A 12382-nucleotide genomic window follows, 5' to 3' on the forward strand; every position below is an offset into this window, starting at 1 on the left:
TCCGATCACGACATCGACCGGTTTTTAGCTGAATGCGCCGCCTACTGCCCCTGTTTGCCACTTTGACCGTTTTTGCGGCGGCGCCGTCCCATGCGCAAACGGCGCCTCCTGATCTGCGCGGGACCGATGTTCCCGGCGGCCGTGAAGGCGCGGCCGACCCGGCCGAAGTGAACGCGCAGGCCAACCCTGCCCAGTCCGAAGTCTATGCCTTGCGCCGCACGCTCAATGGTGCGGAAGCGGAAGACGGCTCGAGCGGCCTCGGCACGAACGGCCAGGTTGCGCCGGTGCGGCCATTTTCGGACCGGATCGCATCGGTGGACCGCTCGGTGCCGTTGTCCGACAGTCTCGTTGACGACAGCGTCTTCGGCGGCGACACGACTTTTGACCGGCCGAGCGGAATTCGCCTCGGTTCGTTCACCTTCACGCCGCAGATTACCCTTGCAACCGGCTGGACCGACAACACCGCCCGCTCGTCTTCCGGCACGGCAGGCGCGCTCTACCGGATTTCTCCGGACTTTGCGCTTACCTCGAACTGGTCACGGCATGAATTCGGCGCATCCCTTCGCGGAAGCTATACCGGATATCCGGAAAACACCGACGACAATGACGGCAATGTATCGGCCGCAGCCGACCTGAGGCTCGATCTCAACGACGTTACCCGGATCGATACGGGGGCGTCCTACACCTATACCCGGGAAGAAGACGGGAGTGCCGAATCAACGGCTTCCGGGGCCGATCACGTCCAGACATTTACCGCTGATCTCGGCGCCACGCGCGCCGTCGGTCTTGTTGCGGCGACCGTCTTCGGCGGGCTCGACCGCAGCGTCTACACCTCTGATGACGACATCGACAGCGGGCGCGACAACACTCTTTATTCTGCCAATCTCAGGCTCGACATGGACACGGGAAGCGTGTTCACGCCGTTCGTTGAAGGGTCTTTGCTGCTGCGCCGCTTCGACGAAGCCTGCAGCGACAGTCTGTGTGAAAAGCGCGATGCCAACGGCTATCAGCTGCGCGGCGGACTCAGCATCGCCTCGGGGCCGAAAGTGACCGGGAACATCGGCGTCGGTTGGCGGATCGAGGATATCGAGGATGATCGGCTGGACGATCTTTCGGGCCTTGTCGTCGACGGGTCTCTGGTCTGGTCTCCGTCCCGCCTGACGACCGTTACGGCCGGGCTGGGAACGAACTTTGTCGCAACGGATATTGACACTTCCAGCGGCTCGATCATTTACTCGGGGGATTTGAGGGTGGCGCACGCTTTCAGTGACCGGTTGGTTGCGGAAACAGGTGTCGGATACAGTTACAGAACGTACGAAGGCGTTTCGATTGAAGAAAAGACACTGACCGGATTTGGAGGCGTGACGTTTGCGCTGACGCGCAACACGGCCCTGATCGTCGACTATACGCACCGCAGGTTCGACAGTTCCGAGGACGGCAGCGACTATACGGAAAATGCAATCGAAGCCGGGGTCAGGTTCCGTCATTAACGGTACAGTAACCACTCGAAGATCATTCATGGGGCGGGGGCAGAAGCGAACACGAATGAGGGTTGCGGACCCTTGGGCTTAAGGAGGCCCTGATGCGGAGCTTTGATTGGCGAACTGCGAGCGTGGCGGCTTTGATGCACGGATTGACTTTCGTGACATCCCGACTTCGGCGGCTGGCCGGCTGTGCCGTCCTGGCAACCGGTCTCGCGGCGTTGAGTGCGCCTGCGCAGGCGGATCCGGGTTTCGACCGTTTCGTGCGTGATTTCTGGCCGACGGCGAAGGCCGCCGGGATTTCCTCACAGACCTACAATTCGGTCTTCACCGGGATGAAGCCCGACGACGACACGATTCGCCTGATGGGCAAACAGTCGGAGTTCGTGAAGCCGATCTGGGATTACCTGGACAGTGCCGTTTCCGATACGCGTGTTGAAAAGGGACGCGAACTCCTGGAGGAGTACGCGATTGTCCTGCAGCAGATCGAGGGCAGATATGGCGTCGACCGGGAAGCGGTTCTGGCCATCTGGGGCATGGAGACCAACTATGGCGGCTTCATGGGCCGTCATAACGTGATCCAGGCGCTCGCCACGCTTGCCTACGCCGCGCCGCGCCGGAAAAGCTTCTGGAACAAGGAACTCGTGACGGCGCTCGCCATCGTTCAGGCGGGTCACGTCCGGTTTCAGGACATGGAAGGTTCCTGGGCCGGTGCGATGGGCCACACGCAGTTCATGCCGTCAAGCTGGAAGGCCTACGCCTCGGACTATGACGGCGATGGCCGCCGCGACATCTGGACATCCATTCCCGATGCGCTCGCCTCCACTGCCAACTACCTCAAGAAACACGGATGGCAGACCGGAAAGACCTGGGGCTACGAAGTCAAGTTGCCGTCCGGCTTCGACTATCACCTGGCCGATGGCGAGAAGACGCTGACGATCGGCGAGTGGAGCAAATATGGCATCGGCCGGTCCAACGGCAGGGCCTTTCCCCGGCCGTCCGACAAGGCGGTTCTGGTGCTTCCGGCCGGTGCGAGCGGACCGGCCTTCCTGATGCTGCGCAATTTCTATGTCATCAAGCGGTACAACAACGCGACGGCCTACGCGCTTGCGGTCGGCCACCTGGCGGACCGGTTGATCGGCGGCGGACCGCTTGCGGGTGACTGGTCGCGGGATCACAAACCGCTCAGCCGTTCGGAAACCGCCGAGCTGCAGAACCTCCTGAACAGCCGCGGGTTTTCCGTTGGCACCGCGGACGGCAAGGTCGGGCCGGCAACGCGACGGGGCATCCGCGCCTTCCAGCAATCGCGCGGCCTCGTGCCCGACGGGTACGCCTCGGTGATGTTGCTGAGGCAGGTCAAGCAGGGCGGCTGATAGCCGCCTCGCACAAATCGACAAGCATCTGGTGGCTTCCCCTGCGGCGCTGTTGGGTTTATCTGTGTTAGGGTCAGGATCCATCCGATATTATGAGTCCTGACCTTAGAAAGACCGACACGAGTTAGCGGTGGCATTGATGGCCGGAACGGCAAAGCTCAGCACGAAAGCGGTGATGCATCTTTTCAGGATTGCATTGGTGGCCGCGCTGTGCCTGTCATTCGGACCATCCCCGGACGCCTTTGCACAGCAAGCTGAAGACAAAGAGATCGTCGTTGCGCAAAGCGGTCTTTTGCGCGGCTTCAATCCGTTTTCGCCTCTGCAAAAACTCTTTGGCAACAAGGAGCGGCGCCGGAGCCCGCAGCCCCAGCAGCAGACCAAGAAGCGCTCGGCGCCAGCGCGGGCAGCCGGCACACCGCCCAAATTCGAACCCGCGGCAAAGGACGAGAACGCAGGCGTGATCCTTGTTGTCGGCGACCGAATGGCGCGCGGTGTTGCCGATGGGCTTGATTTCATTTTTGCCGAAAAACCGCAGATTCGCGTCGAGCGGATCACGGATGACAAGTCGGGTTTTGCGGGGGAAGGCGCGCCTGACTGGAGTACCAGGGCGCTTGCAAAGATCCGGGGAGACGACGTCAAGGCCGTTGTGGTCATGATCGGCCGTCAGGACCTCGGAAAACCCTTCCCAGGAGACGTTCCGGTCGAATTCATGACCCAGGAATGGATCGACGCCTACCGCAACAAGGTCGAAGGGTTTGTGCGTGTCGTACGCCAGGAAAAGAAACCTATCGTCTGGGCCGGGCTGCCGCCCACGAATACGGAAACCGTCAACGCGGATTTCACGCAGCTGAACTCGATTTTCCAGTCGCTGACCGAAGACCGCCGGGTCCGGTACGTGGACATCTGGGACATATTCCTGGCCGAGGACGGCAGCTACTCTTCATTCGGTCCCGACGTAGACGGCAAGAACGCCCGGCTGCGCACAAGGGACCGGATCGGCTTCACGTGGCCCGGGTATCAGAAGGTCGCCTTTTTCGTCGATCGCGAGCTGCTGCGGCTGCTCGGCGGCTACGGGGGGCTCGCGTTCGAGGGCATTGAGGACGATCCGAACTTCATCGTCCTGACCGGGCGGACAACCTCGCCCGAAGCGCTTCTGCTGGGAGGTGAAGACGACGAGGGCGCGGTGGACAGGGACAGTGCCGCCTTCCGTTTCTTCGTCAAGGGCGATCCGCTGCCGCCCATGCCCGGACGCGTAGACGACCCGCGCATGGCCGTTGAAGGCACGTCCGTTCTGGAAGACGCGGTTCCAAGCGGCTCATAGCTTATACCCCGGCGACCCGGTTCTGCTGCGGCATGGCGTTCTGTCTGCCAGATGCCGCCTGATTACCTCGGAAGATCAGAAGAGCCGGTCAGGAACTCGTCGACGGCCCGTGCGGCCTGGCGGCCTTCACGGATGGCCCAGACCACGAGAGACTGACCCTTGCGCACATCCCCGGCGGCAAAGACCTTGTCCATGCTGGTTTTGTAGTCTTCGGTGTTGGCCTTGACGTTGGTGCGGCCATCGAGTTCCAGTTGCTCGCCCGCTTCGGCAATATAGGTGTCCAGCAAGGGGCCGGAAAAGCCGATGGCTGCCAAAACGAGGTCCGCGCGCAGGATGAATTCCGTGCCCTCGATCGGGTGGCGCTTTTCATCCACGCGGGCACATTTCACGCCGGTCACCACTCCGTCTTCGCCGACAAGCGCGAGCGTCGCGGCGGAGAATTCACGCTCGGCCCCTTCGGCCTGCGAGGACGAGGTACGGAACTTGGTCGGCCAATAGGGCCAGACCGTCATCTTGTCTTCCTTCAGCGGCGGGATCGGGCGGATGTCGAGCTGCGTGACGGAAAGCGCACCCTGGCGGAAGGCCGTGCCGACGCAGTCCGAAGCGGTATCGCCGCCACCGATGACGACGACGTGCTTGCCGCCAGCCCAGATCGGCAGTTCGTCACCTTCCGGCTCACCGCCGACCCGGCGGTTCTGCTGCACGAGATACTTCATCGCCCAGTGGCAGCCTTCCAGTTCCATTCCGGAGACGCCCGGATCGCGCGGGCGTTCCGCGCCGGCGCACAGGATGACAGCATCGTGCCGTTCGGCAAGTTCTTCCAGCGCGGTGTCGACGCCGACATTCACACCGTAGTGGAACGTGACCCCTTCGCCTTCCATCTGCTCGACGCGGCGGTCGATATAGTGCTTTTCCATCTTGAAGTCGGGGATGCCGTAGCGCAGCAAGCCGCCCGCGCTGGGCTCACGCTCGTAAATGTGGACCGTGTGTCCGGCGCGGGCGAGCTGCTGTGCGGCCGCCATCCCGGCAGGTCCGGAACCAATGATCGCAACAGCCTTGCCGGTCTTGCGGGCAGCGGGTTCGGGTACGATCCAGCCTTCTTCCCACCCCTTGTCGGCAATCGCCTGTTCGACGGTCTTGATATTGACCGGAATGTCTTCGAGGTTCAGCGTGCAGGCTTCCTCGCACGGGGCCGGGCAGATGCGTCCGGTGAATTCGGGGAAGTTGTTGGTCGAATGCAGGTTGCGCAGGGCAATGTCCCAGTCACCCTGGTAGACGAGGTCGTTCCAGTCCGGGATCTGGTTGTTGACCGGACAGCCGTCGGGACCATGACAGAAAGGGATGCCGCAATCCATGCAGCGAGCCGCCTGGCTGGCGACTTCCTGGTCGTTCAGCGGGATCGTGAACTCGCGGAAATGGCGGATGCGGTCAGAAGCCGGCTGGTACTTCTGCTCCTGACGGTCGATTTCCATAAAACCGGTAACCTTGCCCAAGGTAACCTCCTCAAATTTGCTTCTTCCCAAAGTGGCTTCTATCGGCCGCTGACTGCGGCCGAGAGCCATTTCTTTCTGTTTACTGATTACTCTGCAGCAACCATGCCGAGGCGCTGTTCTTCCATTTCGCGCAGCGCCCGGCGGTATTCTACCGGCATGACTTTGACGAATTTCGGCCGGTAGGTCGCCCAGTCGTCGAGGATCGCCGATGCCTTTGCCGAGCCGGTCAGCTCGACATGTTTGGTCAGCATCTGGCGCAGGCGCTCGTCATCGTGCCGACTCATGTCGGATGACAGGTCGACACGGCCCTTGTGTTCGATGTCGCCGCCATGATGGTGCAGTTTCTCCAGAAGATCATCTTCTTCCGTGACCGGCTCCAGATCGACCATCGCCAGGTTGCAACGGGTTCCGAATGACCCGTCCTCATCGAGAACGTAGGCAATTCCGCCCGACATGCCGGCTGCAAAGTTGCGGCCGGTCTGGCCGATCACGACAACAACGCCACCGGTCATGTATTCGCAGCCATGGTCTCCGACACCTTCGACAACGGCGATCGCACCGGAGTTGCGGACCGCGAAGCGCTCACCGGCCACGCCGCGGAAATAGCACTCGCCCTCGGTGGCACCGTAAAGAACGGTGTTGCCGACGATGATGCTGTTCTCCGCGACAATGCGCGTGTTCTCCGGTGGGCGCACGATCAGCTTGCCTCCGGCCAGGCCCTTGCCGACATAATCGTTGGCGTCGCCGACCAGATCAATGGTGACGCCCCTTGCGACAAACGCTCCGAACGCCTGTCCGGCGGTCCCTTTCAGGTTGATCCTGAGCGTATCGGGTTTCTTGAGCCCCTTGTTGCCGTACCTCTTGGCGATCTCGCCGGACAGCATCGCTCCGACCGACCGGTCGACCGAGCAGATGGTCTCGCTGATGACCGTCGGTTCCTTGCTTTCCAGCGCGGGCTGGGCCGCAGCAATCAGGCGGCGGTCGAGAATGTCGACGATCGGGTGTTCCTGGGTCTGCGTCCAACGGGTTTCTTCCGGTTCGGCGTCCGGCTGGAAGAATATGCGGGAGAAATCGAGGCCCTGGGCTTTCCAGTGCTCGATCGCTGCATTCTTGTCCAGGAAGTCCGATCGGCCGATCAGGTCGTCAAGCTTGCTGATGCCGAGCCCGGCCATGATCTCGCGCACTTCCTCGGCAACGTAGAAGAAGTAATTGATCACGTGCTCCGGCGTTCCCTTGAAGCGCTTGCGCAGCACCGGATCCTGGGTTGCGATGCCGACCGGGCAGGTGTTGAGATGACACTTGCGCATCATCAGGCAGCCGGCCGCAATCAGCGGTGCCGTCGAGAAGCCGAACTCGTCCGCGCCGAGAAGCGCGCCGACGATCACGTCGCGCCCGGTGCGCAGACCGCCGTCCACCTGGAGCGCAACGCGTGAGCGCAGACCGTTCAGAACGAGTGTCTGCTGGGTTTCGGCCAGGCCGATTTCCCAGGGGCTGCCGGCATGTTTGATAGAGGTAAGCGGGGAGGCACCGGTGCCGCCGTCGAACCCGGAAATGGTGATGTGGTCCGCGCGTGCCTTGGCAACGCCCGCCGCAACCGTTCCGACACCGACTTCCGATACCAGCTTGACGGAAATGTCCGCCTCCGGGTTGACGTTTTTCAGGTCGTAGATGAGTTGCGCCAGATCCTCGATCGAATAGATGTCGTGGTGCGGTGGCGGCGAGATCAGGCCGACACCCGGGGTGGAGTGACGGACCTTTGCAATTACCGCGTCGACCTTGTGCCCGGGCAACTGGCCGCCTTCGCCGGGCTTCGCGCCCTGGGCGACCTTAATCTGGATCATGTCGGAATTGACCAGGTATTCGGTGGTCACGCCGAAGCGGCCGGAAGCAACCTGCTTGATCGCAGACCGGCGCGGGTTGCTCGACCCGTCCGGAAGCGGATTGAAGCGCTCGGGTTCCTCGCCGCCTTCACCGGTGTTCGACTTGCCGCCGATCTGGTTCATGGCGATGGCAAGGGTCGTATGAGCCTCGCGCGAAATGGACCCGAACGACATGGCGCCGGTGACGAAACGCTTGACGATGCTCTCCGCGGATTCCACCTGATTGATGTCGATCCCGGAACGGCCGATCTCGTCGGCGCCCTTGATGCGGAAGAGGCCACGGATCGCGTAGCGCCCGCTCTTTTCATTCACTTCCTGCGCAAAGGCCCGGTACATGTCGGGAAGCTTTGACCGCACGGCATGTTGAAGCTGCGCGATCGATTCGGGCGTCCACATGTGGTTTTCGCCGCGTGTGCGGTAGGCGTATTCACCGCCGATATCCAGCGAACGGCGCAGGATTGCAACATCGCCAAAGGCTTCCGAGTGGCGCAGGACGGTTTCCTCGGCCACCTCGCCGAGACCGATGCCTTCGATCATGGTCGCCGTGCCGAAGAAATACTTTTCAACGAAAGCCGACCCGAGGCCGACGGCGTCGAAGATCTGGGCGCCGCAATAGGACTGATACGTCGAGATGCCCATCTTGGACATGACCTTCAGGATGCCCTTGTCGATCGACTTGATGTAGCGTTCAACGACCTCGAACTGGTCCACCTCTTCCGGGAAGTCCATTTCCATATGCATGGAAAGAAGCGTCTCGAAAGCGAGATAGGGATTGATCGCCTCGGCGCCAAAGCCGGCAAGAACGCAGAAGTGATGAACTTCGCGCGCTTCGCCGGTCTCCACCACGAGACCGACGGATGTGCGCAGGCCCTTGCGGATCAGGTGATGGTGGACCGCAGCGGTCGCAAGCAGCGCCGGAATGGCGATGCGGGACCGGCTGATCAGGCGGTCGGACAGGATGATGATGTTGTAGCCGTCGCGCACCGCTTTTTCCGCACGCTGGCACAGTTCATCCAGCGCACCCTCCATGCCGCTCGCGCCCTTCTCGGCATTATAGGTTATGTCGAGTGTCTTGGCGGAGAACTGGTTGTCGGCGATGTCGCCGATGGCGCGGATCTTCTCAAGGTCTTCGTTGGTCAGGATCGGCTGACGCACTTCGAGGCGCTTGGACGAGGACAGCCCCTTCAGATCGAAGATGTTGGGACGCGGTCCGATGAAGGAGACCAGGCTCATCACCAGTTCCTCGCGGATCGGATCGATCGGCGGGTTGGTGACCTGTGCGAAGTTCTGTTTGAAATAGGTGTAAAGCAGCTTCGACTTGTCGGAGAGCGCTGAGATCGGTGTGTCGGTTCCCATGGAGCCGATGGCTTCCTGGCCGACGGTGGCCATCGGGGTCATCAGAAGCTTGATGTCTTCCTGGGTGTATCCGAAGGCCTGCTGGCGATCGAGCAGGCTTTCGCCGGCGACAGGCGCGCGCTGGCGAACGCCCGGCAGGTCCTCAAGAACGATCTGGGTCCGGTGGAGCCAGTCCTTGTAGGGATTTGCCGTCGACAGTTCGCGCTTGATCTCGTCGTCCGAGACGATGCGGCCCTCGTCGAGATCGATCAGCAGCATCTTGCCCGGCTGCAGGCGCCACTTCTGGACGATCCGTTCTTCTTCGACCGGCAGAACACCCACTTCGGAAGACATTATCACGTAGTCGTCGTCGGTCACGATGTAGCGCGCCGGACGCAGGCCGTTGCGGTCCAGTGTCGCGCCGATTTGCTGGCCATCGGTAAATGCAACGGCGGCGGGGCCGTCCCATGGCTCCATAAGGGCGGCATGATATTCGTAGAACGCACGGCGGTTGTCGTCCATCAGCGGATTGCCGGCCCAGGCTTCCGGGATCAGCATCATCGCCGCATGCGCGAGCGAGTACCCGCCCATGACGAGGAATTCCAGTGCATTGTCGAAACACGCCGTGTCGGACTGACCTTCATAGGAAATCGGCCAGAGCTTGGAAATGTCGTCGCCCAGCAGTGCAGATGAAACAGACGCCTGACGGGCGGCCATCCAGTTGACGTTGCCGCGCAGGGTGTTGATTTCGCCGTTGTGGGCGACCATCCGATAGGGATGCGACAGGTCCCAGGAGGGGAACGTATTGGTCGAAAAACGCTGGTGAACGAGGGCCAGCGCCGATGTGAAACGTTCGTCCTTCAGATCGGCATAGTAGGCGCCGAGCTGGTAAGCCAGGAACATGCCCTTGTAAACGATTGTCCGGCTCGACAGGGAAACGATGTAGAAACCCTTGCTGACAGCATCGGTTTCCGCACGCACGGTGTTGGAGATCACCTTGCGCAGCACGTAAAGACGGCGTTCGAAGGCGTCCTGGTCCTCGCTGCGCTCGCGCCTGATGAAGACCTGGCGGGAGACCGGTTCCGTCGCCGCGATGTCGGGCGCCTTGGAGAGCGATGCGTTGTCGACAGGCACGTCGCGCCAGCCGACCAGATCTTCGCCTTCGGCAGCAATGACCCGCTCGACGATTTCCTCGCAGGTTGCGCGCAACGCATCGTCCTGCGGCATGAATATGAAACCGACACCGTAGTGGCCTGCCTCGGGAAGTGGTGTCCCTGCCTTTTCCATTTCTTCGGCAAAGAAGGCATGCGGGATCTGGACGAGCATACCGGCACCGTCGCCCATGAGCGGATCTGCGCCGACAGCGCCACGGTGCGTCAGGTTTTCCAGAACCTGGAGTCCATCGGAAATGATCTTGTGGGATTTCGCGCCCTTCATGTGGGCAATGAAACCGACACCGCAGGCATCGTGTTCGCGCGACGGATCGTAGAGCCCTTTGTCGGCGGCCGTGCCCAGTCGTTCGGCAAGTGTCGCGGCTGTGGCGGATTTCATTTCCGCGTTGCCTGCTTGCATGGCTGTGCTGGTCGTCAGCTCTGTTCTCGTCATGTGCGCCCTCACTGTTAACCCCAGTGCTGCCGTGGTTTGAAGCGTCCGGTTCCGTTCGGGTCGCATCCCATCAAGAATGCGGCTCGGCGAACCCTGGCCTCAATGCCCCGGCTCTGTCGATGTATTACCGCGCCGGCCTGTCAAAACAAACCGTCGCATTGACGCAGCGGCTATGCCGCTGCCGAAACATCCCGTTTCGTCTTGCCGCGAATCCTCCCCGGATCCGTCGACTGGTCAGCCTACTTGCTGCTTATTTCCCGCCATCCGGCATGTGCCGCCAGCGTCGCATTAATTGGGACAGCATACCTGTCCTATTCTAGGCGCGCGGAACATGACAGATTTCACTGCCGGGAGCAAGTGTGTTTCTGTGGGGCGGCATTATAATTGTTTCATCGAAAAAGTTCCAATTGTCTCGAAAGGTCATTTTTGCCAGAGTTTGGGCAAGAATATTTCGTCTGTGAAAATCTCGTCTCGAGGTGCTCTCAAAGCGGTCACACGCGTTTGATTTCCTATTTATCGGAGATAGGCTCATTTCTGTCTTGCGCCTGCGCCACACGAGGAGCGCGTTGGCCCCAATTGGAATTTGGTTCGACCAGAGGAGTTCGAAATGAAAAACAAGGCTATGTCCGCAGCAATCCTTGCCGGTGCCGTTGCAACTGCCGTCGCCGGTCTTTCCGCTACTGCCCCTGCGCATGCGCAGGCCAAGGAAAAGTGCTACGGTATTTCGCTCAAAGGCCAGAATGACTGCAAGGCCGGTGCCGGAACGACATGCGCAGGCACATCCACCGTGGACTACCAGGGCAATGCCTGGACGCTCGTTCCGAAAGGCACATGTGTTTCCATGGAACTGCCGGATGGCCGCAAGGGTTCACTCACCGAGCTTGACCGCGATCTTCCGGAAGCCTGATTTCCGATCAGTCTGCGGCCGGATAACCGGCCGCCTCTTCGGGCAGGCGGATCAGAGCCGTCTGCCTGACCGTTTTTTCTCCCCCCGGAGCCAGACATGTTCGCCGAGCACACACGTCCACACCGCATAGACGCAGCCATTCCGGCGCGGGCCGGCGCGGGACTGAAGGCGGAACATGTCAACGACATTCTCCATGCAAACGCCGATATCGGGTTTTTCGAGGTCCACGCGGAAAACTACATGGGCGAAGGCGGAATGCCGCACCGCCAGCTCGAGATGATCCGCGAAAGATACCCCCTTTCGCTGCACGGTGTCGGTCTCTCGATCGGCGGCGAAACACCTCTCGACAAGGATCATCTGCAGCGGCTTGCGCTTCTCAACAGGAGATATGAGCCCGGTCTGTTTTCCGAGCATCTCGCGTGGTCGACCCACGACACCACCTATTTCAACGACCTTCTGCCAGTTCCCTATGACCAGGCAACACTGGATCGTGTCTGTGAACACATCGACGAAGTGCAGACGGCGGTCGGGCGAAAGATGCTTCTGGAAAATCCGTCCACTTATGTTGCCTTTGAGCAAAGTACGATGAGCGAGCTTGAGTTCCTCAAGGAAATCACGCGCCGGACCGGCTGCGGTTTGCTGCTTGACGTCAATAACGTCCATGTCTCCTGTACCAACCACGAAAGATCGGCTGAGGACTATCTGGCGGCGTTTCCCGTCGGCGACGTCGGTGAGATTCATCTGGGAGGCCATGCTCCGGATATTGATGATGCGGGGCGGCCACTGCTGATCGACGCGCATGACCGTGAAGTGGATGACGCTGTCTGGGCCCTTTACGAGACGGTCATACGCCAAAACGGACCGATCCCCACACTGATCGAATGGGATAATGATGTTCCCGCGTGGGACGTGCTTCAGGCTGAGGCTCGGGCAGCCGAGACAATCCTCTCCAGCGCACAGGCAACGGCCCTGCAACGTGCGGTCTGA

7 protein-coding genes are annotated in these 12382 nt (G+C 61.0%); 5 read left to right on the plus strand and 2 right to left on the minus strand.

The window, feature by feature from the left end; all coding sequences use genetic code 11:
- The first annotated feature begins 32 nt into the window (after positions 1-32).
- The 3 genes from RDA78_RS11180 to RDA78_RS11190 all read left to right on the plus strand — a co-directional run bounded on the left by RDA78_RS11180 (position 33) and on the right by RDA78_RS11190 (position 4175).
- On the plus strand, positions 33-1490 hold the full coding sequence (locus tag RDA78_RS11180) for an outer membrane beta-barrel protein (RefSeq protein ID WP_434055389.1): 1458 nt from the start codon (positions 33-35) through the stop codon (positions 1488-1490).
- Between the two features lie 92 nt (positions 1491-1582).
- Positions 1583-2854: a lytic murein transglycosylase gene (locus RDA78_RS11185; protein ID WP_434055390.1), complete on the plus strand. Its 1272-nt coding sequence runs from the start codon at positions 1583-1585 to the stop codon at positions 2852-2854.
- Between the two features lie 139 nt (positions 2855-2993).
- A complete protein-coding gene (locus tag RDA78_RS11190; RefSeq protein WP_434055391.1) occupies positions 2994-4175 on the plus strand; it encodes an SGNH/GDSL hydrolase family protein in 1182 nt (393 codons plus the stop codon).
- Between the two features lie 62 nt (positions 4176-4237).
- Here RDA78_RS11190 and RDA78_RS11195 read toward each other — a convergent pair whose 3' ends face one another.
- Together RDA78_RS11195 and gltB are read right to left on the minus strand one after the other, a co-directional pair.
- Entirely contained in the window at positions 4238-5668 is a 1431-nt protein-coding gene (locus RDA78_RS11195; protein ID WP_434055392.1) for a glutamate synthase subunit beta, read from the minus strand.
- A gap of 86 nt (positions 5669-5754) precedes the next feature.
- The gene (gene gltB / locus RDA78_RS11200) at positions 5755-10488 is read right to left on the minus strand and encodes a glutamate synthase large subunit (RefSeq protein WP_434055393.1); all 4734 of its coding nucleotides are present in this window, start codon (positions 10486-10488) and stop codon (positions 5755-5757) included.
- A gap of 607 nt (positions 10489-11095) precedes the next feature.
- Here gltB and RDA78_RS11205 point away from each other — a divergent pair.
- Both RDA78_RS11205 and bufB read left to right on the plus strand, forming a co-directional pair.
- Positions 11096-11395, plus strand: a complete 300-nt coding sequence (locus RDA78_RS11205; RefSeq protein ID WP_434055394.1) for a BufA1 family periplasmic bufferin-type metallophore — start codon at positions 11096-11098, stop codon at positions 11393-11395.
- Positions 11396-11491: 96 nt separating this feature from the next.
- On the plus strand, positions 11492-12382 hold the full coding sequence (gene bufB, locus RDA78_RS11210) for an MNIO family bufferin maturase (RefSeq protein WP_434055395.1): 891 nt from the start codon (positions 11492-11494) through the stop codon (positions 12380-12382).

Origin of the sequence: Roseibium sp., assembly GCF_051016195.1 — a bacterium.
Taxonomy (GTDB): Bacteria; Pseudomonadota; Alphaproteobacteria; order Rhizobiales; family Stappiaceae; genus Roseibium.

What these genes read in the sequence shown, in the direction of transcription:
- RDA78_RS11180 (WP_434055389.1), top strand. Translation starts at nt 33, where the DNA reads ATGCGCCGCCTACTGCCCCTGTTTGCCACTTTGACCGTTTTTGCGGCG.
- RDA78_RS11185 (WP_434055390.1), top strand. Translation starts at nt 1,583, where the DNA reads ATGCGGAGCTTTGATTGGCGAACTGCGAGCGTGGCGGCTTTGATGCAC.
- RDA78_RS11190 (WP_434055391.1), top strand. Translation starts at nt 2,994, where the DNA reads ATGGCCGGAACGGCAAAGCTCAGCACGAAAGCGGTGATGCATCTTTTC.
- gltB (WP_434055393.1), bottom strand. Translation starts at nt 10,488, where the DNA reads ATGACGAGAACAGAGCTGACGACCAGCACAGCCATGCAAGCAGGCAAC.
- RDA78_RS11205 (WP_434055394.1), top strand. Translation starts at nt 11,096, where the DNA reads ATGAAAAACAAGGCTATGTCCGCAGCAATCCTTGCCGGTGCCGTTGCA.
- bufB (WP_434055395.1), top strand. Translation starts at nt 11,492, where the DNA reads ATGTTCGCCGAGCACACACGTCCACACCGCATAGACGCAGCCATTCCG.